The organism is Methylobacterium sp. WL119, assembly GCF_008039875.1.
GTDB lineage: Bacteria > Pseudomonadota > Alphaproteobacteria > Rhizobiales > Beijerinckiaceae > Methylobacterium.
Genome location: NZ_VRUU01000018.1, coordinates 1 through 23,671, shown reverse-complemented (window position 1 = coordinate 23,671; position 23,671 = coordinate 1). Strand labels below are relative to the sequence as shown.

General features: G+C 71.6%; 24 protein-coding genes and 1 tRNA gene. 12 read left to right on the top strand and 13 right to left on the bottom strand.

Going from position 1 to position 23,671, the window contains the following annotated elements; all coding sequences use genetic code 11:
* Nucleotides 1–33: 33 nt before the first annotated feature.
* Nucleotides 34–1,770: a DEAD/DEAH box helicase gene (locus FV227_RS09765; protein WP_147858832.1), complete on the bottom strand. Its 1,737-nt coding sequence runs from the start codon at nt 1,768–1,770 to the stop codon at nt 34–36.
* 231 nt (nt 1,771–2,001) lie between these two features.
* Between FV227_RS09765 and FV227_RS09760 the strand changes: the two genes are divergently transcribed.
* Nucleotides 2,002–3,108 (top strand): calcium:proton antiporter, encoded by a 1,107-nt coding sequence (locus tag FV227_RS09760; RefSeq protein WP_244033554.1) that lies wholly within the window; start codon nt 2,002–2,004, stop codon nt 3,106–3,108.
* 239 nt (nt 3,109–3,347) lie between these two features.
* On the top strand, nt 3,348–4,433 hold the full coding sequence (locus FV227_RS09755) for a phytanoyl-CoA dioxygenase family protein (protein ID WP_147726192.1): 1,086 nt from the start codon (nt 3,348–3,350) through the stop codon (nt 4,431–4,433).
* A gap of 63 nt (nt 4,434–4,496) precedes the next feature.
* Here the strand turns inward: FV227_RS09755 and FV227_RS09750 are convergent, their stop codons facing one another.
* Together FV227_RS09750 and FV227_RS09745 are read right to left on the bottom strand one after the other, a co-directional pair.
* Entirely contained in the window at nt 4,497–5,213 is a 717-nt protein-coding gene (locus tag FV227_RS09750; protein WP_147726191.1) for an FAD-binding oxidoreductase, read from the bottom strand.
* Nucleotides 5,206–5,811, bottom strand: coding sequence for a sulfite oxidase-like oxidoreductase (locus tag FV227_RS09745; protein ID WP_147858831.1), 606 nt, complete (start codon nt 5,809–5,811; stop codon nt 5,206–5,208). The genes FV227_RS09750 and FV227_RS09745 overlap by 8 nt, the downstream gene beginning before the upstream one ends.
* Before the next feature lie 128 nt (nt 5,812–5,939).
* Between FV227_RS09745 and FV227_RS09740 the strand changes: the two genes are divergently transcribed.
* Nucleotides 5,940–6,689, top strand: coding sequence for a class I SAM-dependent methyltransferase (locus FV227_RS09740; RefSeq protein WP_147858830.1), 750 nt, complete (start codon nt 5,940–5,942; stop codon nt 6,687–6,689).
* A 174-nt stretch (nt 6,690–6,863) separates the two neighbouring features.
* Nucleotides 6,864–7,166, top strand: coding sequence for a hypothetical protein (locus tag FV227_RS09735; protein WP_147726188.1), 303 nt, complete (start codon nt 6,864–6,866; stop codon nt 7,164–7,166).
* A 37-nt stretch (nt 7,167–7,203) separates the two neighbouring features.
* Here the strand turns inward: FV227_RS09735 and FV227_RS09730 are convergent, their stop codons facing one another.
* The 6 genes from FV227_RS09730 to FV227_RS09705 form a co-directional block, all read right to left on the bottom strand.
* Nucleotides 7,204–8,106, bottom strand: a complete 903-nt coding sequence (locus FV227_RS09730) for a DMT family transporter (protein WP_246686451.1) — start codon at nt 8,104–8,106, stop codon at nt 7,204–7,206.
* A 55-nt stretch (nt 8,107–8,161) separates the two neighbouring features.
* Entirely contained in the window at nt 8,162–8,437 is a 276-nt protein-coding gene (gene infA, locus FV227_RS09725; protein WP_147025743.1) for a translation initiation factor IF-1, read from the bottom strand.
* 235 nt (nt 8,438–8,672) lie between these two features.
* A complete protein-coding gene (locus FV227_RS09720; RefSeq protein ID WP_147726186.1) occupies nt 8,673–9,779 on the bottom strand; it encodes a branched-chain amino acid ABC transporter substrate-binding protein in 1,107 nt (368 codons plus the stop codon).
* 143 nt (nt 9,780–9,922) lie between these two features.
* Nucleotides 9,923–10,450, bottom strand: a complete 528-nt coding sequence (locus tag FV227_RS09715; protein WP_147858828.1) for an MmcB family DNA repair protein — start codon at nt 10,448–10,450, stop codon at nt 9,923–9,925.
* Nucleotides 10,451–10,533: 83 nt separating this feature from the next.
* Nucleotides 10,534–11,322: a cobalamin-binding protein gene (locus tag FV227_RS09710; RefSeq protein WP_147726184.1), complete on the bottom strand. Its 789-nt coding sequence runs from the start codon at nt 11,320–11,322 to the stop codon at nt 10,534–10,536.
* The gene (locus FV227_RS09705) at nt 11,322–11,843 is read right to left on the bottom strand and encodes a DedA family protein (protein WP_147858827.1); all 522 of its coding nucleotides are present in this window, start codon (nt 11,841–11,843) and stop codon (nt 11,322–11,324) included. Before FV227_RS09705 ends, FV227_RS09710 begins: the two co-directional genes overlap by 1 nt.
* 93 nt (nt 11,844–11,936) lie before the next feature.
* Between FV227_RS09705 and pdxY the strand changes: the two genes are divergently transcribed.
* The 4 genes from pdxY (at nt 11,937) to FV227_RS09685 (ending at nt 15,311) form a co-directional block, all read left to right on the top strand.
* On the top strand, nt 11,937–12,785 hold the full coding sequence (gene pdxY / locus FV227_RS09700) for a pyridoxal kinase PdxY (RefSeq protein WP_147841039.1): 849 nt from the start codon (nt 11,937–11,939) through the stop codon (nt 12,783–12,785).
* A 22-nt stretch (nt 12,786–12,807) separates the two neighbouring features.
* Nucleotides 12,808–13,692: a PhzF family phenazine biosynthesis protein gene (locus tag FV227_RS09695; RefSeq protein ID WP_147858826.1), complete on the top strand. Its 885-nt coding sequence runs from the start codon at nt 12,808–12,810 to the stop codon at nt 13,690–13,692.
* The gene (locus tag FV227_RS09690) at nt 13,685–14,440 is read left to right on the top strand and encodes an NUDIX hydrolase (RefSeq protein WP_147858825.1); all 756 of its coding nucleotides are present in this window, start codon (nt 13,685–13,687) and stop codon (nt 14,438–14,440) included. Before FV227_RS09695 ends, FV227_RS09690 begins: the two co-directional genes overlap by 8 nt.
* 85 nt (nt 14,441–14,525) lie before the next feature.
* The gene (locus tag FV227_RS09685; protein ID WP_147726179.1) at nt 14,526–15,311 is read left to right on the top strand and encodes a 3-hydroxybutyrate dehydrogenase; all 786 of its coding nucleotides are present in this window, start codon (nt 14,526–14,528) and stop codon (nt 15,309–15,311) included.
* 76 nt (nt 15,312–15,387) lie between these two features.
* Here FV227_RS09685 and FV227_RS09680 read toward each other — a convergent pair whose 3' ends face one another.
* From FV227_RS09680 to FV227_RS09670, 3 genes are all read right to left on the bottom strand, one after another.
* Nucleotides 15,388–15,819 carry a CsbD family protein gene (locus FV227_RS09680; protein ID WP_147858824.1) on the bottom strand — a complete coding sequence of 144 codons (432 nt, stop codon included), beginning with the start codon at nt 15,817–15,819 and terminating at the stop codon, nt 15,388–15,390.
* An 89-nt stretch (nt 15,820–15,908) separates the two neighbouring features.
* On the bottom strand, nt 15,909–16,037 hold the full coding sequence (locus FV227_RS09675; RefSeq protein ID WP_147726177.1) for a TFIIS helical bundle-like domain containing protein: 129 nt from the start codon (nt 16,035–16,037) through the stop codon (nt 15,909–15,911).
* Between the two features lie 120 nt (nt 16,038–16,157).
* Nucleotides 16,158–17,036, bottom strand: coding sequence for an alpha/beta hydrolase (locus tag FV227_RS09670; protein ID WP_147858823.1), 879 nt, complete (start codon nt 17,034–17,036; stop codon nt 16,158–16,160).
* A 211-nt stretch (nt 17,037–17,247) separates the two neighbouring features.
* Between FV227_RS09670 and FV227_RS09665 the strand changes: the two genes are divergently transcribed.
* The 3 genes from FV227_RS09665 to FV227_RS09655 all read left to right on the top strand — a co-directional run bounded on the left by FV227_RS09665 (nt 17,248) and on the right by FV227_RS09655 (nt 21,264).
* Nucleotides 17,248–18,498 (top strand): nucleoside transporter C-terminal domain-containing protein, encoded by a 1,251-nt coding sequence (locus tag FV227_RS09665; RefSeq protein ID WP_147858822.1) that lies wholly within the window; start codon nt 17,248–17,250, stop codon nt 18,496–18,498.
* A gap of 152 nt (nt 18,499–18,650) precedes the next feature.
* The gene (locus FV227_RS09660) at nt 18,651–20,066 is read left to right on the top strand and encodes a cytochrome P450 (protein ID WP_147858821.1); all 1,416 of its coding nucleotides are present in this window, start codon (nt 18,651–18,653) and stop codon (nt 20,064–20,066) included.
* A 151-nt stretch (nt 20,067–20,217) separates the two neighbouring features.
* Entirely contained in the window at nt 20,218–21,264 is a 1,047-nt protein-coding gene (locus tag FV227_RS09655; RefSeq protein WP_147858820.1) for a KpsF/GutQ family sugar-phosphate isomerase, read from the top strand.
* 157 nt (nt 21,265–21,421) lie between these two features.
* On the opposite strand, the gene FV227_RS09650 is transcribed toward FV227_RS09655, so the two are convergent.
* Nucleotides 21,422–21,498 (bottom strand) — tRNA-His (locus FV227_RS09650).
* Between the two features lie 131 nt (nt 21,499–21,629).
* Between FV227_RS09650 and FV227_RS09645 the strand changes: the two genes are divergently transcribed.
* Entirely contained in the window at nt 21,630–23,477 is a 1,848-nt protein-coding gene (locus FV227_RS09645) for a chloride channel protein (protein ID WP_147858845.1), read from the top strand.
* Nucleotides 23,478–23,671: the final 194 nt, after the last annotated feature.

The window sequence follows — 23,671 nt, the reverse complement described above, 5'->3', positions numbered from 1 at the left end:
CGAGGCAACGTCGGCCGCGCGCCGACGCCGCGCTCAGGCGCGCGGCTTGCGGGCGTAAGGCTTCGCCGCCTCTGGCTTGCCGATGTGGCGCTCGTGCTTGGCCGCGCGCGGGCTCTTGAAGCCGGCCGGCCCCTTGCGCTCGGCGACCGGGGCATCGCCGACCAGGGCCTCGACCTGGATCTCCGGCGAGCCGTTGCGGGCGAAGGCCTGCGCGAAGCGCGAGGCGGCGTTGCCGCGCACCTCGAACTTGGTCTCGCGGTCGAAGATGCGGATCGCGCCGATCTCCTGGCGGTCGATCCCGCCGCGGCGGGTCAGCATCGGCAGCAGGCGGCGCGGGTCGGCGTTGTCGCGCCGGCCGAGGTTGAGCCGGAACCACACCGCCGGGCCCATCGCCGCGATGCGCTCGGGGTCCATCGGATCGTAGGGCGGCCGGCTCGTGGAGCCGCGGCCGGACTGGTCGCCCGGATCGGTGACCTCCTCCGGCGCCGGCAAGCGGGTGCGGTAGACGCGGGCGAGGGCGGCGGCGAGCTCGAGCGGGGTGCGGCCGGTGATCAGCGTCTCGGCGAGGGCGAGATCCTCCTCGCCGGGCGCCTCGGTGAACAGCGGGTCTTCCAGCATGCGCTCGCCGTCGAGGCGCCGGATCTCGTCGGCCGACGGGGGACCGCCCCATTCGGGGCTGATCTTGGCGAGCTGGAACATCTGCTCGGCCCGGCGACGGCGGGCGTTCGGCACCAGCAGGATGCTGGTGCCCTTCTTGCCGGCGCGTCCCGTGCGGCCGCTGCGGTGCTGCAGCACCTCGGCGTCGTGCGGCAGGTCGGCGTGGATGACGAGCGACAGACCCGGCAGGTCGATGCCGCGGGCGGCGACGTCGGTCGCGACGCAGACCTTCGCGCGGCCGTCGCGCAGCGCCTGGAGCGCGGCGTTGCGCTCGCCCTGGCCGAGTTCCCCCGACAGGGCCACGGTGGAGAAGCCGCGCTCGGTCAGGCTCGCCTGGAGGTGACGCACCGTGTTGCGGGTGTTGCAGAACACGATCGCCGTCGGCGCGTCGGCGGCGCGCAGCAGGTTGAGCACGACGTGCTCGATCTCGCGCGGCACCACGCGAATCGCCCGGTAGGCGATGTCGGCGTGACCGCGGGTCTCGCTCTTCACCGCGAGGCGCAGCGCGTCGCGCTGGTAGCGGGCGGCGAGGCTGTCGATCGCCTTCGGCAGCGTCGCCGAGAACAGGAAGGTGCTGCGCTCGTTCGGCGTCGCCGAGAGGATGAACTCGATGTCCTCGCGGAAGCCGAGGTCGAGCATCTCGTCGGCCTCGTCGAGCACGACGGCCCTCATCTGGTCGGTAACGAGGGTGCGGCGCTCGAGGTGGTCGCGCAGGCGCCCAGGCGTGCCGACGACGATGTGCGTGCCCTCGTTGAGCGCGCGCGCCTCGCGGCGCGGGTCCATGCCGCCGACGCAGGCCGTGACGCGGCCGCCGGCCGGGCCGTAGAGCCACATCAGCTCGCGCTGAACCTGCAGCGCCAGCTCGCGCGTCGGCGCGATGACCAGCGCCAGCGGGGCACCGGCCGGCGCCAGCATCTCGGCACCGTCGAGCAGCAGGCCGGCCATGGCGAGGCCGTAGGCCACGGTCTTGCCAGAACCGGTCTGCGCCGAGACCAAAAGGTCTCTGCCGTCGGCGGCCGCTTCGAGGACGGCGCTCTGCACCGGTGTGGGTTCGGCGTAGTCATGGTCGGCGAGCGCCCGCGCGAACGGGGCGGGAAGGGTCGGAAACGGCACGGTGCGGGGCTTTCACGACCGTCCGTCCCGTCGGAACCGGCGCAGGGCGCAGTTCTCTGTCAGGCTCACCGGTCTCGACTCGGGTTGCGAAGCCCTATCCTCTAGCGCCTTCGCGGCGGTTCCGCCACGTCCCGGCCCGCATGGGGCGGTTGCGTGTGCGCAAGCCCTCCCGATCGCCTAAAGGTCTTTCGGGTGCGTGGGGCATCCGGGCGGATCGGACGGTAGATGGGCATGGCGCGGTTGGCGGTGGCGTGGGCGACGGTCGGCGCCTTCGCATGGTTCGGCAAGGACTGGCTCGGCGACCTCGACCGCCCGCTCTGGGCCCTGGCCCTGTTCGCCTGGCTGCTCGTCGCGATCTTCTGGTGCGCCTTCGGCGTGGTGCACGAGGCGGAAGAGCTCGCCGACCTGCTCGGCGAGCCGCTCGGCACTCTGGTGCTCACGCTCTCCATCGTCGTGATCGAGGTGGCCCTGGTCTCCGCGGTGATGCTCGGTGCCAAGGATGCGCCGACGCTCGGGCGCGACACGATGTTCGCGGTGCTGATGATCGTGCTGAACGGCGTCGTCGGGCTCGGCCTGCTGGTCGGCGGGCTCAGGCATCACCAGCAAAGCTACAACCTGCAAGGGGCGTCGGCCTTCCTGTCGGTGATCATCCCGCTCTCGACCCTCGCGCTGATCATCCCGAACTTCACCACCTCCACGCGCGATGGGACCCTGACCACGCTCCAGGCGGTGACCTTCTCGGGCTTCACCCTCGCGCTCTACGCGGTGTTCCTGCTGATCCAGACCGGGCGGCACAGCGATTTCTTCCAGGAGGAGGGCCACGCGGCGCGGGGCCGAGCCGCCGGAGCGGAACGCGAGGGGCCCGAGGGCGAAACGGCATCCGCCGGGAGCATCGTCCGGCACACGATCCTGCTGATCGCCAACATCCTGCCGATCGTGCTCCTGTCGAAGAGCCTCGCGACCATCCTCGACCACGGCATCGCCGCCCTCGGCGCCCCGTCCGCCCTATCGGGCGTGCTGATCGCGGCGATCGTGTTCACGCCCGAGGCGATCTCGGCATTGAAGGCGATCGCCCGCAACGAGTTGCAGCGCGCGATCAATCTCTGCCTCGGCGCCGCGACCTCGACCATCGGCCTGACCGTGCCGGCCGTGCTCGCGGTCGGCCTGATCACCGGGCAGACCGTGGTCCTCGGGCTCAAGCCGACCGAGATGACCCTGCTCGCCGTGACCCTGATCCTGAGCACGCTGACCTTCTCTGGCTTGCGCACCACGGTGCTCGAGGGCGCGGTGCACCTGATCGTGTTCTTCGTTTATCTGGTCCTGATCTTCAGTCCCTGAACCTCCCGCCCCGACCATGTCGTCGCGCGGGGCGATGGGATCGTGCCAACGGATCGCAGCCGGGGCGTCCGGCGTCCCGGCTTCGTCGATCGACCGATGAAGGCAGGATTGCCGTTCCTCCAAGCCGCTTTCCCGGGGCGGCAACGGACGATATCCGTCGGCCGACGGCCTCAGTATGACCCGAATCGGATGTCGGATTGCACGTCGGGGCGAGTGGTTTTCAACGGCGGAGCGGAGTGATGGCGCGTGCGGGCGTAGCGGACACGGTGAAGACCTGGGCGAACGCGGCCCGAGGCCTCGCGCTCGGACGGAACGAGAAACCCGCGATCCTTCCCGTCTCGCGGCCGGGAGCGCCCAACGTCGTCGATGCCGACATCCCGGTCGACATCGGCTGCATCAAGGTGTTCCGTTCGGAGAATTTTCCCGAATCCGGGCCGACCCCGTGGCTCGACCAGCCCGATGCCGCCGAGACGATCGAGCGGCGGCTGGCGCGCGGGGAGCTGACCCCGAAGCAGGCCGAGATGTGCCGCTTCTGGGTCGAGAACGGGTATTACGTCGCCCGCGGCGCGGTCGATCCCGACACGATCGACGCGGCCTGGGCCGCCTACGAGGCCGCGATCGCGCGAGGCGACATCACGCTCGCGCCGGAGAAGGCGACCGACGACGACCCCCATCCCGGCCGCTACCTCAACCCGCACCTGAAGGTCGAGGAACTCGATCACCTGCTCGAGCATCCGGTGCTGTTCAACTTCAGCAGCATGGTGCTCGGACGGCGGGCGATCCCGTTCCAGACCATCGCCTCGCACAAGGGCAGCCAGCAATCCGAGCACTCGGATTCGATCCACATGACGACCTACCCGCTCGGCTACCTCGCCGCCTGCTGGGTCGCGATGGAGGACATCCACGCGGATTCGGGTCCGCTGGTCTATTATCCCGGCAGCCACCGGCTGCCTTACGTGTTCAGCCACGATGTCGGCATCTCGACGGAGGATTTCCGCGAGAAGGGCTACGCGGCCTACGCCGAGCGCTACGAGCCGGCGATCAAGCACACGATCGCCGAGCACGGCATCGCGCCGCAGCGCTTCCTCGCGAAGAAGGGCGACGTGCTGTTCTGGCACGCCAACCTCCTGCACGGCGGCTCGCCGCGCAACGACGTGAGCCGGTCGCGCAAGGCGCTGGTGCACCACTACTTCGCCGAGGGCTGCGTGTGCTACCACGACCTCTCGGCGACGACCTCGGCGGTGCACGGCCCGGTGGAAAGCCTGCCGACCTGCGGCGCATTGAGCCCCGACATCAAACGGCGCAGCCAGATCGTCCGCTCCTGAATCCCGGAGCATCGCGAGGTCGCATCCGTCTCGCGCGCACCGGCCGCCACTGCGCACAAGACCCTAGCCGCCGAACCGCTCCGTGCGGATCAGGCCCGGCGCAACGCCCGCCTCGACAAGCAGCGTCGCGGCCGTACGGACGAACGGCGTGGCGCCGCAGACGAAGACCCGGGCCGGCTGGCCGAGCCTGTCGAGGGCTTCGGCGACCATCGCCGCGTCGATCCGGCGTCCGCCTTCACGCGTCGCGGTGAATGTCAGCGACAGGCCCGGCTCGGCGCCGGCACGCGCCTCGATCTCGGCGAGCGCGACGGCGTCGCTCCGCGTCCGGGCCGAATAGAGCAGCAGCGCCGGGATCTCGGGTGCTGCGACCGCGCGGTGGCGCAGCATGGCGAGCAGCGGCACCACGCCGGAGCCGCCGCCGACGAGCAGCAGCGGCCCGCCATCGGCCGGCCCCCAGGAAAACGAGCCGCCGATCGGCCCGCGCAGCTCGATTGCGTCGCCGACCTCGGCGATCTCGTGGAAGAAGCTCGAGACCTCGCCGCCCTCCAGCCCCTCGATCATCAGCTCGATCGTCCCCGAGCCGTCCGGCGCCGAGGCGATCGAGTAGCTGCGCTGCGCCCGGTAGCCATCCTCGGCGGTGAGGCGCACGTCGACGTGCTGGCCCGGCCGGTAGGCGTCGGCGATCTTGGTGCGCAGGCGAAAGCTCTTCACCCGCGCGGTGACCGGCGCGATCGCCGTGATCACGCCCTCGCGCCAGCGGAGATCGGGGGCCTCAGTCACCGGTGTAGCGCTGGTCGCGCCACGGGTCGCCGTACATGTGGTAGCCGCGCATCTCCCAGAAACCGGCCTCGTCCTTCTTGGTGAAGCGCAGGCCCTTCACCCACTTCGCGCTCTTCCACAGGTAGAGGTGCGGCACGAGCAGGCGGGCCGGGCCGCCATGGTCCGGCTCGATCGGCGCCCCGTCGTAATGCGTCGCGATCATCGCGCGCCCGCCGACGAGGTCGGCGACGGGGACGTTGGTCGAATAGTCGTCGTAGCCCTCGGCGAGCAGGAAATCGGTCGGGGCCGCGATCCCGGCATCGGCGAGGAGGTCGTCGAAGCTCACGCCCTCCCAGCCGGTGTCGAACTTCGACCACTTGGTGACGCAGTGGATGTCGCCCTGCCACGTGGTGCGGGGCAACGCCTGGAACGCGTCCCAGTCCCAGGATTTCAACGGCTTTGCGCCGTCCCGCAGCGTGAAGCGCCAGGTGGCGAGATCGATCACCGGGTTCGGCCCGATCTGGAGGATCGGGAAATCCTCGACGCGATGCTGCCCGGGAGGCAGCCGCTTCTGCGTCTCTTCCGGACTGCGCCGGCCGACGAAGCCTCGTGTCGCCATTCGTTTCGCTCCGATGCTGCTTGCGCCGGTTGCAGCCGGAATGGCCGGCGCCGTCAAGCACCGGCTTCAGCGAACGCGACGGCGGCGCTACGCTCGCCCCGCGGCACGCAATCGACAGGGCGACGACGATGGACCCGGCCTTCAAGGATCATTTCTCGTCCCATGCGGCCGGCTACGCCGCGCACAGGCCGACCTATCCGCCGGCGCTCGCCGCGTTCCTCGCCGAATGCGCGCCCGGTCGAGACCGCGCGCTCGATTGCGCCTGCGGCACCGGCCAGCTCTCGACGCGGCTCGCTGAGCATTTCGAGGCCGTCGTCGCCACCGATGCCAGCGCCGCGCAGATCGCGAACGCGACGCCGCATCCCCGCGTCGCGTACCGGATCGGGGCGGCCGAGCGGAGCGGCCTGCCGTCGGCGAGCGTCGATCTGATCACCGTGGCGCAGGCCGCCCATTGGCTCGACCTCGACGCCTTCTACGCGAAGGTCCGCCGCGTCGCCCGCCCGGGCGCCGTGCTGGCGCTCGTCAGCTACGGCATCCTCCACGTCGAGGGCGCACCCGACGCGGTGGTGCAGAATTTCTACCGCAACGTCGCCGGACCGTACTGGCCGCCGGAGCGCAGGCACGTCGAAGAGGGATACCGCTCGCTGCCGTTCCCCTTCGCGGAGTTCGTCGCGCCGGACCTCGCGATCACCGTCGCGTGGCGTCTTCCCGACCTTGTGGGCTACGTCGAGACATGGTCGGCGCTGCGGGGGCTCGAGACGGCGGTCGGCCGGGCGCCGGTCGACGCGTTCCAGGATGCGCTCGCCGCGTCGTGGGGGCCGGCCGAGCACCGCCGCACCGTACGCTGGCCGCTGGCGTTGCGTCTCGCGCGGCTGTGAGCGACAGCGTCGATCGGACGTCGAAGATTTGCCTCAAAGCACGCTGATCTGTGTTGCGATCCGCGGCCCAACACGAACGTGATCGTGCGATGGACTTCGAAGCCTTCGGCGTTCGCATTTCGTTTACGAACTGGCCGGACATTGCGACCACGACAGATCCCGAGGGGACGAACCATGATCCGAATTCTTTCCGTTGCTCTCCTCGCCGGGAGCCTCGTCGCCGCAGCACCCGCGGCTGAAGCCCGTGACGGCATCGGCGCCGGCGGCGCAGCCGCGCTCGGCGTGCTCGGCGGCCTCGCCGTCGGCGGCGCGATCGCCTCCTCGCAGAACGGCTACTATCCTGGCCAGCCGGTCTACCGCGCCCCGCGCCCGGTCTACGTCGAGGAAGATTACGGCCCGGTCTGCCACTTCGAGCGCCGCCGGACGATCGACGCCTACGGCGACGTGTTCATCCGCCGCGTCCGCGTCTGCGAATAAGCGATCGATCCGCGGCCGGTAGCAGCACCGGCCGCGCTCAAGGTCTCGGCCGGTCCCGCGGCGCGGCGGGCTCGACGATGGCCGGGCCTGGGCCGCGCCCGAGCCGTTCCGCGCAGAAGATGCCGCCGAGCACCAGGGCCAGCGCGACGGCCTCATTGGTGCCGAAGGGCTCGCCGACCACGAGCACGGCGAGCCCGGCGCCGAAGATCGGCACGAGATTGACGAACAGGCCGGCCCGGTTCGGCCCGATCAGCTCGACACCGCGCATGAAGAACAGCTGCGCGGCCAGCGACGGCCCGAGCGCGACGAACACCACGATCGCCCAGCCCTCGATCCCCGGCCAGATCACCCGGCCGGACGCCGCCTCGATCGCCAGAAGCGGCAGGGAGGTGACGAAGGCCATCAGCGCCATCGCCGCGAAGAAGCTCAGCCCGGAAATGGCCGGGCGGTGCGGCAGGGCGATGGTGTAGCCGGCATAGAACAGGCAGGCGATGAAGATCAGCACGTCGCCGCGATTGAAGCCGAGGGTGGCGAGCACGTGCCAGTCGCCGTGCGTCGCGGCCACCGCCGCGCCGAGGAGGGTCACGAGCACGCCGATCGCTTGGCCGGACGTGACCCGGGTCCGATAGAGACCGTAGTTCATCAGAATCACCAGAACGGGGATCGAGCCCTGGAACAGGGCGAGGTTGATCGCGCTGGTGTAGGCCCCGGCGGCGTAGAACAGGCTGTTGAACGCCGTGTAGCCAAGGCCGCCCATCAGGAGGACGAGCCGCCAATAGCCACGCATGCCCGGCCAATCGGGCGCGATGCGGCGCCGGGCGAACAGCCACAGCACAACGCAGACCACGGCCCAGCGCAGCGACGTGATCGCTTGCGGCGAGACGTGGCCCGGCGCCCACTTCCCCGCCACCGCGTTGCCCGCCCAGAGCAGGGCGGTCAACGTCAGGAGGGGATAGGCCGCGACGGTCCGGGGAGGCGTGGGAATCGCCGGCCGCTCAGCGGCGGCGGAACTGGCCGCCGCGCACCGGCGGACGCGGGCCGGCCGAGCGCTCGTCCTTGTGACGGAACACGAGGCGGCCCTTCTCGAGGTCGTAGGGCGACATCTCGACGGTGACGCGGTCGCCGGCCAGCGTCTTGATGCGGTTCTTCTTCATCTTGCCGGCGGTGTAGGCGACGATCTCGTGGCCCTGGTCGAGCTGCACCCGGTAGCGCGCATCCGGCAGGATCTCGAGAACGAGACCGTCGAACTGCATCAATTCTTCTTTCGCCATTCACCCTCTCCAGTCGGACCGTCTGGAAGCAGGCGTTCCGGCGCACGATCTTTCGTCACGGCAATTCGATGAACGCGGCGGCGGCGGGTCCGTATCCGGAGGCGCCAAGCCATCGAGCGTCGGGCACGATGTAGGGGCCTCCTGCCACGCAAGCAAGCTTCGCTGCCTCGCGACCACGGCGGCGTCGACACAAAAAGCGCCGTTCCCGGACGATTCCTGTGCGAAACGGTTGATCCTACGGCGCCGTCTCGTTGCCCGCGTAATCGAGCCGGCCGTCCGGCGCACGCTTCCAGACCTTGAGGGCTACGGCACCCGAGCTGGGGTCGCCCTGCGCATCGAAGGCGATTTCGCCCTGGATCGTGCGGAAGGGCGCCCCCCGGAGTGCTGCGGCGACCGTGCGCCCGTCCCGAGACTTCGCCCGGTCGACCGCCTGCGCCAGCACCTCGACCGCCGCATAGGTCGGCCCGGCGAGCGCATCGGCTTCCGCGGTGCGGGGCGGGCGGCCCTTGACCTCGGGAAGCCGCGCCGGCTCGGCCGGGACGGTCATCACCGTCCCCTCGCCGGCGGACGACGCGAGCGTCGCGAAGTCCCGGTCGAGGATGCCGTCGCTCGCCACCAGCCGGGCGGTCGATCCGGCGTCGCGCATCGCGTGCGCGAGCGTCGACGCCTCCGGCGCCAGCCCGCCGAAGTAGACCGCATCGACGCGGGCGGCCTTCAGCGTCGCGGCGAGGTCCGCAGCGTCCCGGCTGCCGCGCGGCAGGCTCTCGAACGCGACCTCGGGCCTGCCGGCGGCCTTGAGCGTCGCGGAGACCGCGTCCGCAAGGCCGCGGCCGAAGGTGGTTCGGTCGTGGACGATGGCGACGCGGCGCCCCGCTTCGTGCGCGAGCAGGTAGCGGCCGGCGGCCTCGCCCTGCTGCGCGTCGCCGGCGACGATGCGGAACAGGGTCGCGTGGCCCCGGCGCGTCAGCGCGGCCCAGGACGCCCCCGGCGTGACCACGACGATGCCGGCATCGTCGTAGATCGCGGCGGTGGCGGCCGCGACCGAGGATTCAAGCGGCCCGACCACGAGGCGGATGCCGTCCGCGGCGAAGCGCCTGGCGACCGCGACGCCCTGCTTCGCGTCGCCGGCATCGTCCGCGACCACCAGCGCGAGCTTGCGGCCGGACGCGCCGGCCGCGCGGTTGAGGTCGGCGACGGCCTGCTCGGCGCCGAGCCGCATGCCCTGGCCGAAGGCGGCGTCCGGCCCGGTGAGCGGCGCTGACAGCCCGATCTTGGTGACCGTCTGAGCCGCGGCCGGCGCAGCGAGCAGAAGTGCCGTGACGATCCCGATCAGTGCGCGCATCGAAACCCATACCGCAGCGGCCGGAGCGGCGGCCGCGATGACCGCGGGACAGCTTAGCCGCCGCGCCGCGCCGGCGAAAGCGAAGCGGCGCCGGTCCGACGGTCGATCAGCACGCCGTGTTTCCGGGCATGACGACCAGGCTTTCAGAGCGCGCCGTCGCGGATCGCGCCCGGATCGGCGAGGCTGTGCAAGACCCGCGCGGCGCTGTGGGCGAAGCGCAGCGTCACGGCCTTGCGGCGCGGGCCGGAGAGCGGGTGCTCGGGCGCCTCGCGGATCACCAGCCCGCCGAAGGCGTCGGCGACGATCAGGCCGCATTCGTCCGGGATCAGCGATTCCGGCACCGTGTCCGGGATCGCGAAGAAGAAGCGGTCGCAGAAGTCGCGGTAGTCGGGCCATTTCCGGTCGGCGCGGAAGTCCGCCACGCTCGACTTGATCTCCACGATGGTCAGGCGCCCGGCGCCGCACAGGGCGATCACGTCGGCGCGCCGCCCGTTGACCAGCGAGAACTCGGGCAGGGTGGCGCAGCCCATCTCGGAGAACAGGCGGCGCACCCCGCGCTGGATCCTCAGCGCCGTCGGCGACTGGCGCCGGTCGGGCGGCAGGATCAGGTCCGGCGCGGCGTCGACCGTGCGGGCTTCGGCCGGAAGAGCATGGGCGAGGGCTGACGACATCGTCTCTCGTGTGGCGGCCTGTGCCGAATCGGGACGGCGCATCTTGCCAAGCCCGGACAGCGCTTGTCACCTGCGGCCGGAGATCACGCGAGCGATCCTGCCAGCGCCGCGCGGATCGCGGCGAACCCGTCCGTGAGCGCGGCCGGGCCGGGCTGCAGGATCAACGGCGACTTGATCTCGTGGATGCGGCCGTCCCGCACCGCCGGGATCGCCGCCCATCCCGAGCGGGATGCGATGCGCGCGACGTTGACCTTCTTCCCGCACCACGAGGCCAGGATGACGTCGGGCGCCGCCGCGATCACGGCCTCGGGCGCGACGATCCGGTCGACGGCGGCGGCCATCCGGGCGCGGTCGGGAAACACGTCGTCGCCGCCGGCGTGGCCGATCAGCTCCGAGACCCAGCCGATGCCGGAGATCATCGGCTCGTCCCATTCCTCGAAATAGACGCGGGGCCGCCGACGGCCCGCGACCTCGGCGGCCGCCCGTGCCAACGCGTCGGCATAACCCTGCGCCAGGGCGTCGGCCCGGTCCGGCACGCCGACGAGGGCGCCGAGCGTGCGGATCATCGCGAGGCAGCCGGCGACGTCGCGCTGGTTGAACAGGTGCACGGCGATCCCGGCCCGGGCGAGGTCGGCAGCGATGTTCGCCTGGAGATCGGAGAAGGCGAGGACGAGATCCGGCTCGAGCGCGAGGATCTTCGGCAGGTCCGCGCTGGTGAAGGCCGACACGCGCGGCTTCTCGCGCCGGACCCGCGGCGGACGCACGGCATAGCCCGACACCCCGACGATGCGGCGCTCCTGGCCGAGCAGGTACAGCGTCTCGACGGTCTCCTCGGTGAGGCAGACGATGCGCTCGGGCGGAAACCGTCGCATCAGCCCTGGAACCACGCCAGCAGCCCGGCACCCGGTGCCAGAAGCACGAAGGCCCAGACGAGGGCCGAGAGGACGTTGGCCACCTGGAACGGCAGCCGGGCGACCCCGAACATGCCGGCGATCAGCGGCACCACCGCGCGGGCGGGCCCGAAGAACCGCCCGAGCGCCACCGCCGCCGCGCCCCAGCGCTTCAGGAAGACCTCGCCCTTGGCGACCATCTCGGGGTAGCGCCGCATCGGCCACAGGCGCTTGGCGCCCTCGCCGTAGGACCGGCCGAACTCGTAGGAGAGCCAATCGCCGAGGGCCGCGCCGACGGCCGCCGCGGTCACCACCGGCCAGAACGCGATGTCGGTCGCCCCGATCATCGCGCCGATGCCGATCAGGATCACGGTGGCCGGCACCAGCAGCGACAGGAAGGCGATGGATTCGCAGAAGGCCAACGCGCCGACGATCAGCGGCGTCCACGCTCGGTGCGCCTCGACGAAGGCGAGGGCGGAGACGCGCAGCGATTCGAAATCCATGGTCCGCCTTGTCGAGGATGGGGGGTGCCGGGTGCGCGGGATGCCGAAAGCCGGTAACACGCCGCGGAGGCCACGCGGGCCGGGGAGATCGCGATGAACATCCTGTCGATCCAGTCTCACGTCGCCTACGGCCATGTCGGCAACGCCTCCGCGGTGTTTCCGATGCAGCGGCTCGGGGTCGAGGTCTGGCCGATCCACACGGTGCAGTTCTCCAACCACACCGGCTACGGGGCCTGGCGCGGACGCGTCTTCGACGGGCCGGCGGTCGAGGATCTGGTGGCCGGCATCCGCGAGCGCGGGGTGCTCGGCACCTGCGACGGCGTCCTGTCCGGGTACATGGGCTCGGCCGACATCGGCACCGCGATCCTCGGCGCGGTCGATGCGGTGCGGACCGAGAACGCCCGGGCGCTCTACGCCTGCGACCCGGTGATCGGCGACACCGGCCGCGGCGTCTACGTCCGCCCCGGCATCGCCGAGTTCATGGCTGAGCGCGCGGTGCCCGCCGCCGACATCGTGACGCCGAACCAGTTCGAGCTCGACCTGCTCACCGGCCTGCCGACCGGCACGTTGGCGCAGGCCAAGCGCGCGGTCGCCGCCCTGCAGGAACGCGGACCGCGGGTGGTGCTCGTCACCTCGCTCGTCACCGACGCGACCCCGCCCGACGCCATCGACCTGCTGGCCGGGGAGGGCGGCACGTTCTGGCGGGTGCGCACGCCCCGCCTCGACCTGTCGGTGAACGGAGCAGGCGATTGCATCGCCGCGCTGTTCCTCGTCCACTACGCCCGCACCGGCTCGGCGGCGCTGGCGCTCGGCATGGCGGCGGCCTCGGTCTACGGCGTCCTGCGGCGCACGCTGGCGGAGGGCTCGCGCGAGATCCTCACCGTGGCGGCGCAGGACGAGTTCGTGGCGCCGACCGAGACGTTTCCGGTGGAGACGGTCTGAGAGCGAGAGAAGGAACCTCTGGATGCCGCGCCGCTTCGTCACCCTGGACGTGTTCACGACGCAGGCCCTTTCCGGCAACCCGCTCGCCGTGGTGCTCGAGGCCGACGGGCTCGTCGACGGGGCGATGCAAGCGATCGCCCGGGAGTTCAACCTGTCGGAGACGGTGTTCGTGATGCCGCCGGACGAGCCACGGCACCGGGCGAGGCTCCGCATCTTCACGCCGACCCGCGAGCTGCCCTTCGCCGGGCATCCGACCATCGGCACCGCAATCCTGCTGGTACTGCGCGAGGCGCGGCCCGAGTGGGCCGACGCCGTCGCGTTCGGCCTCGAGGAGGCGGTCGGCACGATCCCCTGCGTGGTCGAAACAGGCGACGGAGGGGGCCGGGCCCGCTTCAGGCTCCCGATCCTGCCGGACTACCTCGGCGAGGCTGCCGACGCCGCCGCTCTCGCGGCCGCGTTCGGGCTGGCGCCCGATGATATCGGCTTCGGGCGGCACCGGCCGAGCCGGCACGGCGTCGGCCCGAGCTTCACCTTCGTTCCGGTCGCCTCGCCGGACCGTCTCGACGCGGCGCGACCGGGCACGCTGGCCGACACCTCGGACGGCTTCCTGCTCTACGCGCCGGACACGGCGGAGATCGGTCTCGCCTTCCAGGCCCGGATGTTCGCCCCCGCCCTCGGCGTGGCCGAGGACCCGGCGACGGGCTCCGCGGCCGCCGCCTTCGCCGGCGTGCTGATGCAGTTCGAGCCGCTCGGCGACGGCACGCACGACGTCGCGATCACGCAAGGCGTCGCGATGGGCCGCCCGAGCGCGATCGCGCTGCAGGTCGTGGTCCAGGCCGGCGGCCTGCGCTCGGTCGAGATCGGCGGGGCGGCGGTGATCGTGTCGGAAGGCGTGCTCCATGTCTGATGCGGCGACGCCGGACTCACGGCCGTACGGTTTCGAGGTCGTCCGCCTCGCGCGCCTCGAAGCCCGGCTGGTGACCTACGATTGGGCCTGGGCGCGCGACAACGCCGAGCGCATCGAGCAGAACTGGATGCGGCGGCGGGCGGCGCAGCCCGCTCTGTTCGACGGGCCGGTGCTGGTGGCCTGCGGCTGCGCGATCGACGGCGACAGCTGTCGCCTGGACCTGTTCGAGACGCCGTATTCCCGCTTCCTGGCCTATCGCGACGGCGGATCGCCGGACGGGCACGTCGCCAACGCCTTCGCGGCGATCGTGCCGTGGAGCGCCGACGGCGCGGTCCTGCTCGGGCGGATGGGCGTGCATACGGCCAATGCCGGGCAGATCTACTTTCCCTGCGGCACGCCGGACCTCGACGACGTGCGCGGCGAGGCGGTCGACTTCTCGGGGAGCGCCGCGCGCGAGCTTCTGGAGGAGACCGGCCTCCGGGTGCCCGACGGGGCGACCGAGGACTGGGTCTGCCTGCGCGGCGAGGGCCAGCTCGCCTTCCTGCGGCCCGTCCGCTTCGCCGAGGACGCCGCCGCCCTGATCGAACGCATGGAGATCCACGCGCTGGGCGAGGACGAGCCCGAGCTCGCCGGGATCGTGGCGGTGCGCGAGGCCGCCGACATCGAGCCGGCGATGCCCGGCTTCGTGCGCGCCTACCTCGCCAGCGCCTTCGAGGCCGAGACCGGCGTCGCCGAGGTGACGCCCTGATCCGTCCGTGACCCGGATGCGTCGACAACCGGCGGTGCATCGGGCAGGCTTTCTTAGCCGTTTCGTCGCCATCCCGGAGTTCCGCATGACCCTGAAATCCAAGACCGCGATCGTCACCGGCTCGACCAGCGGGATCGGGCTGTGCATCGCACGAGCCCTGGCGCGGGACGGGGCGAACGTGGTGCTGAACGGCTTCGGGGAGGCCGACGCGATCGAGACGGCGCGCGCCGGGATCGAATCCGAGTTCGGCGTGCGGGCGCATCATTCGGCCGCCGACATGACGAAGCCGACCGAGATCGGCGAGATGGTGCGCGAGGCGGAAGCCCGCTTCGGCTCCGTCGACGTGCTCGTCAACAACGCCGGCATCCAGTTCGTGTCGGCGATCGAGGAGTTCCCGGGCGCGAAGTGGGAGCAGATCATCGCGATCAACCTGTCCTCGGCCTTCTACGCGATGCAGGCGGCGATCCCGGGGATGAAGGCGCGCGGCTGGGGGCGGATCATCAACACCGCCTCGGCCCACTCGCTGGTCGCCTCGCCGTACAAGTCGGCCTACGTCGCGGCCAAGCACGGCATCGCCGGCCTGACCAAGACCGCGGGGCTGGAGCTTGCCACGCACAAGATCACGGTGAACTGCATCTCGCCCGGCTACGTCTGGACGCCGCTCGTCGAGGCGCAGATCCCCGATACGATGAAGGCGCGTGGGCTGACCAAGGAGCAGGTGATCGACGAGGTGCTGCTGAAGGCGCAACCGACGAAGGAGTTCGTCACCGTCGACCAGGTCGCCGCGCTCGCCCTGTTCCTGTGCTCGGACGCTGCCAGCCAGATCACCGGCACCAACATCGCCATGGATGGCGGCTGGACGGCGCAGTAGCCCGCAGGCGAAAGCACCCCGCCGGTCAACCGGCGGGGTGCTTCGATGGCGCAGGATTTTAAAACGCGGGCTGCGTTTAGCGGCGCCCGTGCAGCAGCAGGGCGAGGCCGTAACCGACGGCGCCGGCGAGCACCAGCGCGATCAGCGGATTCTCCTCGACCCGCGAGCTGACCGCCTGGCGGCCGTCGCGCAGGTAGTCGCCGCGGCGGTCGTAGGCGTCCGAGGCGTAGTCCGTGACGTTGTCGGCGACGTCGCGCAGCTTGCTGCGTGCCTGCCCGTAGGCGTCCTTGGCCTGCCCATAGGCCTCCTGGGCGCGGTCGCCGGCCTCGTCGGCGACGTTGCGCACGGTGTCCTTGGCCTGACCGTAGGCCTCCTGCGTCTTGCCGCCGGCCTCGCGAAGGCGGCCTTCCGCCGAGTCGCGGTTGGACCCGACGAAGTCGCCAGCCGCACCCTGCATCTTCCCGCCAAGCTCCTTGGCACCGCCGACGATGCGATCCGTATCGACCATGGTCATCTCCTACCCGTCAGTTCTGCGCGTTTGATGGCGGCGTGACCCACGCCGCCCGTCGATCCGTGCCCGCCCGAGCGGGGTGCCGGCTACTTGCCGAGGATCTTGGTCACGAGGCGCCCGATCGGCGAGGCGGAGCTCGCGTTGCGGTCGTCGCGAACGACCTGGCGATCCTCGTTCCCGAGAAGCTTCGTGACGATGCGTCCGATCAAGCTCATGGTTCTCTCCGCGCGATGGGCGCCGCCGGGCGGCGCAGCTTGACCTCTCAACGGCCGATCGCCGCAGCCCGTTCCGTCGCAACGGAGGCGGTCGCGGCGCGGGCCGGCGTCTTGCTGGAGCTACTGGTGGCTCCGCAGGAACTCCGCCGCCGCATCGAGGGAGCGGCGCGCCTCCGGCAACATGCTGTGCGCGAACTGCCAGACATGGGCGACCACCGGGAACACCGTCAGGGACACGGTGACGCCGGCCGCCCGCGCCTTCTCGGCCATCCGCACCGAATCGTCGCGCAGCACCTCCCGCTCGCCGACGTGGAACAGCAGCGGCGGCAGGCCGGCGAGATCCGCGAAGAGCGGCGAGATCCGCGGGTCGGCGGGATCGGCCCCGCCGAGATACATCGGCCCGAGGTTGATCAGCGCCCGCGGGTCGAACATCGCGTCGCGCCGGGCATTGCTGACGCGCGAGCCGTCCTCGGCGAGGAAGTCGGTGACCGGCGAGAACAGGGCGGCGGCCGTCGGAAGAGGCAGCCCGCGGTCGCGGGCCGCCAGCATCGCGACGAGCGCCAGGTTGCCGCCGGCGGAATCGCCGGCGATCGCCGCCGGGCCGAGCGCGGCGAGGGCGTTCCAGGCCGCGCACGCATCCTCGACGCCGGCCGGAAACGGGTGCTCCGGTGCGAGCCGGTAATCGGCGGCGAAGATCGTGAAGCCGCGCTCGGCCAGCGCGCCCGTCACCGGGCGATGCGATTTCGGCGAGCAGGCGACGAAGCCGCCGCCGTGCAGGTAGAGCAGCCGCCGCTCCGGTCCCTCGGGGCGGACCGGCCTGACCCATTCGCCGGGTATCCCGCCGACGGCGCCGGCCTCGTAGGTCGCGCCGGACGGATCCGGGAACGTCCGGCCGCCGAAGACCGCCCGGATCTTGCCCACGTCGTCCAACGCGCCGAGGCGGTTCCGGACGTTGCGCCTGACCATGTAGGACGCGAGATGCGCACGCAGGCTCGCCATGATGTCGTCTGCTCCGGATCTTCGATTGGGCCACGGGACGGCGCCCGGCACGATATGGTCCGGGCCCCGGCGATGAACAGCCGGGGTCACGTTCCGATCCGGGATCGATCCAGCACCCGCGGGGAAACGACCGCGTGTCGATCGCGCCGGGAAAAGCTTGGCCCGAAGCTTCCATGGCCGTCCCGATCAGCCAGCCGAGTTCCGAGATCCGATGTTCGACCGCCTCCTGCATGCCGGCCTCAGCATCCTTCTGCTGCTCGCCGTCGCCGTCCTGCTCTCGACGAACCGGCGTGCGATCCGGCCCCGCGTGGTGCTCGCCGCGCTCGGTCTACAGGTCGGCCTCGGCGCGCTGATCCTGTTCGTCCCGTCCGGCCAGTCCGGCCTCTCTGCCGCGGCCGGCTTCGTCCAGACCGTGCTCGGTTACGGCGACCGCGGCACCGCATTCCTGTTCGGCGGCCTCGTCGAGCCGCGGATGTTCGAGCTGTTCGGCGGCAGCGGCTTCATCCTGGCGCTTCGGGTGCTGCCGCAGATCCTCTACGTCTCGGCGCTGATCGGCGTGCTGTATCACCTCGGGATCATGCAGGCCGCCGCCCGCATCGTCGGCGCCGGCCTGCGCAGGCTGGTCGGTACCAGCCCGATCGAGTCGTTCTCGGCGGTGATCACCATCGCCATCGGGCAGAGCGAGATCGCGGTGGCGCTGCGCCCGTTCCTCGCGCTGCTGACCGGGGCCGAGCTGTTCGCGGTGATGACGAGCGGCGCCGCCTCCACCGCGGGCTCGATCCTGGCCGGCTACGCGGCGCTCGGCGTGCCGATGACCTACCTGCTCGCCGCCTCGCTGATGGCGATCCCCGGCGGGCTGCTCTTCGCCAAGCTGCTGGTGCCCTCGACCGAGCCGACGCGGATCGCCACCACCCGGGTCGAGTTCGTCGAGACGCGCGCGGCCAACCTGATCGAGGCCGCGGCCGACGGCACGCAGAAGGGGCTCGCCGTCGCCGTCGCGGTCGGCGCGATGCTGATCGCCTTCGTCGGCCTGATCGCGCTCGCCGACGGCATCGTCTGCTACCTGGGCGGCCTCGCCGGATATCCGGCGGCCTCGATTCAGGGCATCCTCGGGTTCGCGCTCGCACCGCTCGCCTGGCTCCTCGGCGTGCCGTGGGAGCACGCGACGCTGGTCGGCGGCGCGATCGGGCAGAAGCTCGCCTTCAACGAGTTCTTCGCCTACGCCAACCTCTCGCCGGTGCTGAAGGGCGGCACCCTCGATCCACGCAGCCAGGCGATCGTCTGCTTCGCGCTCTGCGGCTTCGCCAACCTGTCGTCGATCGCGATCCAGCTCGCGAGCTTCTCCAGCCTCGTGCCCGAGCGCCGGTCCGAGATCGCCCGCTACGGCCTGCGCGCCATCCTCGCGGGCACCCTGTCGAACCTGACGAGCGCGGCCATCGCCGGCCTGTTCATCGCCGCGTGAGGCGGTTTGCCGGCCTCACGCCGGCGGCTGCGAACGTGTAGAACGGCGCCCGAAGACCCGATGTCGGCGACAGATCCCTCGCGAGGGATCGGCCCCGGCGAACGGGTCGCGGACGGTGGACCGGGGCGCGTCGCCATCGGCGGAGGACGGACATGACGACGGTTCTCGACTCTACGGCGGCGCAGGCCTCCGATGGCGCGCGCGCCGCGACGTCGCGGATCGTGCCGCCGTTCCGGGTTCCGCCGGAGCGCGAGCCGCCGATCCTCTCCTATCTCGGCGCGTTGCGCACCAACGCCCTCGTCGGCTGGCCGCGCCGAGCCTACGACGATCTGATCACCCGCCGCAGCCTGCTCGGGCGGTCGAGCTTCACCCTGAGCGATCCGGATGCGATCCGCCGGGTGCTCGTCGACAACCAGGCGAACTATGCCCGCACCGCCGGTTCCGTGCGGATCCTGCGCCCGATCCTCGGCGACGGCGTCCTGATCAGCGAAGGCGCATCCTGGCGCCACCAGCGACGCTCGCTGGCACCGGCCTTCACCCCGAAGGCGATCGACGGCCTCGTCCCGCTGATCGACCGCGCGATCGGCGACGCGCTCGGCGAGTTCGACGTCGCCGCCGCGCGCGGCCCCGTCGCCCTGTTCGCTGCCCTTCACCGGCTGGCCCTGGAGATCGCCGGGCGCAGCATGTTCTCGGTGGCGATGGATCGGCATGGGGACGCGCTGCGCGGCTTCATCGCCGAGTATTCCGAGCGCCTCGGCCGGCCCCACCTCCTCGACATCCTGATGCCGCCGACCTGGCGGGCGCCCCTCGACTTTCCGCGCGCCCGGTTCCGGAAGCGCTGGACGCCCTTCCTCGGCCAGATCATCGAAGCGCGGGCCGCCGACGGGACCCCGCGCACCCATCGCGACCTGCTCGACCTGCTGATGGCCGCCCGCAATCCCGAGACCGGGGCGGCCTTCAGCTACGCCGAGGTCCGCGACCAGGTCGCGACCATGATCCTGGCCGGGCACGAGACCACCGCGGTGCTGCTGTTCTGGGCCGCCTACATGCTGGCGCTGGCGCCCGAGCTGCAGGAGCAGGTGGCGCGCGAGGTGCAGGGCGCGGACCTCGCCGCCCCGGCCGGCTGCGCCCAGGACGGGCGCCTGCCGCTGACCCGCGCGGTGATCGACGAGACGATGCGGCTCTATCCGCCGGCCTTCGTCATCGTGCGACGCGCGCTCGAAGCCGACCGCGTCGCCGGCGTGGAGATCGCGGCCGGCGACATCGTGATGATCTCGCCCTGGGTGCTGCACCGGCACCGCCGCGTATGGGACGACCCGCACGCCTTCGATCCGGGCCGCTTCCTGCCCGGCGCCCCGGCGATCCCGCGCTACGCCTATCTCCCCTTCGGCGTCGGCCCGCGGGTCTGCATCGGCGCGCATTTCGCCCTGACCGAGGCGGTGCTGGCGCTCGCCCGCATCGTCGGCCGGTTCAGGATCTCGCTCGCCGATGGCCGCCCGGTGCTGCCGGCGGCCGTCGTGACGACCCAGCCCGAGCACGCACCGGACTTCCACCTGGTGCCGCGCTGACGGCCCCCCGTGCCGGCCCGCTGCGACATCGCGCCGTCACATTTAAACCACGGCCCGAACCTAGGCGTAGCGTCGCCCGACGACCGGGCACGATGCCGTTCCAGCCTGCCCGGTGCGCGTTCTCGATGCCGGGATCCTATGCGGATGCCCCATGTCGCACGTCACCGCGTTCCCGATCGCGCAGAAACCCCCCAAAGCGGCGTCGCCGCGCCTTCATGCGGTCGCCGCAGGCGAGGGCGATCCGCGCGCCATCGCGGTGCGCAGCCTCCGCCTCGGCATGTCGGCGCTCGATGAGGTCATCGCGCTTCTGGACGGCGACCTCGGCGTCGCGTTCGAGCGGGCGGTCGAGACCATCCTGTCGGTGAAGGGCCGCGTCATCGTCTGCGGCATCGGCAAGAGCGGCCATGTCGGGCGCAAGCTCGCCGCGACGCTGGCCTCCACCGGCACGCACGCCTTCTTCGTCCACCCCACCGAGGCGAGCCACGGCGACCTCGGCATGATCGCCGCCGACGACGTGATCGTCGCACTATCGTGGTCGGGCGAGACGGTGGAGCTCGGCGACCTCGTCAGCTTCTCGCGCCGCTTCTCGATCCCCTTGATCGCGATCACCTGCAACGCCGACAGCACGCTCGGCCGCGCGGCGGACGTGCTGCTCGCCCTGCCGAAGGTGCGCGAATCCTGCCCCCACGACCTCGCGCCCACCACCTCGAGCCTGATCCAGCTGGCGCTCGGCGACGCCATCGCGGTGGCGCTCGTCGAGCAGCGCGGCTTCACCTCGGCGCGCTTCAAGACGCTCCATCCCGGCGGGACCCTCGCCGCACGCCTGAAGACCGTGCGCCAGCTCATGCACACCGGCGACGAGGTGCCGCTCGTGCCCGACGCGATGGTGATGTCCGACGTCCTGATCGAGATCACCCGGCGCCGCTACGGTTGCGTCGGCGTCGTCGACGCGGACGGGCACCTGATCGGCATCGTCACCGACGGCGACCTGCGCCGCCACATGGGCCCGGCGATCCTCGACACCACCGTTCAGCAGGTGATGACGGCCGCCCCGGTGGTGGTCGAGGCCGACCTCCTGGCGAGCGCCGCCCTGGAGGTGATGAACCGCAAGCGCATCACGGCGATCTTCGTGGTCGAAGCCGGCCGCCCCGCCGGCATCCTGCACATCCACGACCTGCTCCGCGCCGGCGTGGTGTGACCCCCGCGGCCGCACCCTCGCGGATGCGGCTCGAAGCTTCGTCTGCGAAAGCGCAGTCGGGCTTGAGCAAGGGGCGGGGGGAGTGCGGACCCGATCCTCCACAAACGAAAAAGGGGCCGGCGCTTCGCCAACCCCTCGCATCGCCCGTCGAAATCGATGGTACCACCGCCCCGGCTCGAACGGGGGACCTCTTGATCCACAATCAAGCGCTCTAACCAACTGAGCTACGGCGGCACTGCGGCGGGGTGTATCGTGGCGGCGGCGGCATTTCAAGCGGGTTCGACACCACGCCTACGCCTGTGGACGGAGGCGTGCGCGAACCCGTAAGGATCGGGCGTGACCTGTCGTCCCATGCCCGCGCCGCGATGAGCCAGACCGCCGAGACCCCGCGCCGCTGCTGGGACCGCGCGACCCTGGTCCAGGCGCCCGGCCGGCTCCGCGTCCTCGTCCGCCGCAGCGAGGTCGGGCTCGTGGTGCTCTCCGGCCTGACTGGATGCGTCGCCGGCGCGGCGGTGGCGGGGATGAACGTCGCGACGCAGGGCCTTCGCGAGGCGCTGTACCGCCTGCCGCACGGGACCCGCCTCAGCGCGGCCGACGCCGTGACGCCGCTCGCCCTTCTCGTCGGCCCCTGCCTCGGCGGCATCCTGCTCGGCCTCGTGATCCTCGCAGCCAACGCGATCCGCGGGCGGCGGAGGCGGCCGGTGATCGATCCGATCGAGGCCAACGCGCTCCATGGCGGCCGGATGTCGCTGCGCGACAGCGTCTACGTGGCCATGCAGAACGTCATCTCGAACGGAAGCGGCGCCTCGGTCGGGCTCGAGGCGGGCTATACGCAGATCTGCGGCGGCCTCGCCTCGCGCCTCGGCATCGCCTTCGAGATGCGGCGCAACGACCTGCGCACGCTGGTCGGCTGCGGATCGGCCGCGGCGATCGCCGCCGCCTTCGGGGCGCCGCTGACCGGCGCGTTCTACGCCTTCGAGCTGATCATCGGCACCTACTCGATCGCGACGCTGACGCCGGTGGTGGTGGCCGCCTTGTGCGGCAGCCTGGTCTCGCGGAGCCTGGTCGCGGCCCAGCCTCTGGTCGCCCTCGACAACGTCCAGGCGGTGACGACGGCCGCGGTGACCGGCGCCGACACCCTGCCGAGCCTCGTCCTCGGCCTGTTCTGCGCCGGCCTCGGCATCCTGATCATGCGCGGCGTCACGCTGGTCGAGCAGGGCGTGGCGGCGACGCGGATCCCGCGGGTGGCCGGACCCGCGCTCGGGGGCCTCTGCGTCGGCGCGCTGGCGCTCGCGATCGGCCCGCAGGTGCTGTCCGGCGGGCACGGCGCTCTCCACGTCCACTTCGCGGACGGGGCCGAGGGCTACGGCACGGCGGCGCTCGTTCTGCTGTTCGTCGGCAAGGCGACGGCCTCGGCGATCTCGATCGGGTCGGGGTTCCGCGGAGGCCTGTTCTTCGCCTCGCTGTTCCTCGGTGCGCTCGCCGGCAAGCTGTTCGCGATGGTCGCGCCGGCGGTGATCCCGGGGCTCGCCGCCTTCGGGCTGACGCCGCTCGCCTATGCGGTGATCGGCATGAGCGCGCTCGCGGTCGCCGTCATCGGCGGCCCGCTCACCATGACGTTCCTGGCGCTGGAAGTGACCGGCAGCCTGCCGATCACCGGCCTCGTCCTCGTCGCGGTGATCGCCTCGTCGCTCACCGTGCGGAAGACCTTCGGCTATTCCTTCGCCACCTGGCGCTTCCACCTGCGCGGCGAGAGCATCCGCAGCGCCCACGACGTCGGCTGGATCCGCAGCCTGACGGTCGGTCGGCTGATGCGCAAGGACGTGCGCACCATCCCCCTCGATACGCCGATGGCGACCTTCCTGCGGGCGCACCCGCTCGGATCGCCCTCGCGGGTGATCGTGGTGGACGAGGCAGGCCGCTACGCCGGCATCGTCCTGGTGCCCGAGGCCCATGCCGCCGCGCGCGACGCGAGCGAGACGCCGGCGACGCTCGCCGACGTGCTGCGCCACCCCGACGACATCCTGACGCCCGAGCTGAACGCCAAGGAAGCCTCGGCGGCCTTCGACCGCACCGAGAGCGAGGCGCTCGCCGTGGTCGACTCGATCCGCGACCGGCAGGTCATCGGCATGCTCACGGAGAGCCACACCTTGAAGCGCTACAGCGACGAGCTCGACCGCCAGCGCCGCGCGATCCAGGGCGAGACGGACTGATCGACGGCCGACCGGCGCTCAGCGCGGGCGGCGCCCGACGCTGACGACGTTGCTCGGGCGGGCCTTCCGCTCGGGGAGGATGTCCTCGACCTTCCGGACGATGCTGGCGGCGTCGAGGCCGGCTTCGGCGTACATCTTGTCCGGGCTGTCGTGGTCCTGGTAGCTGTCGGGCAGGGTCATCGTGCGCACCCGCA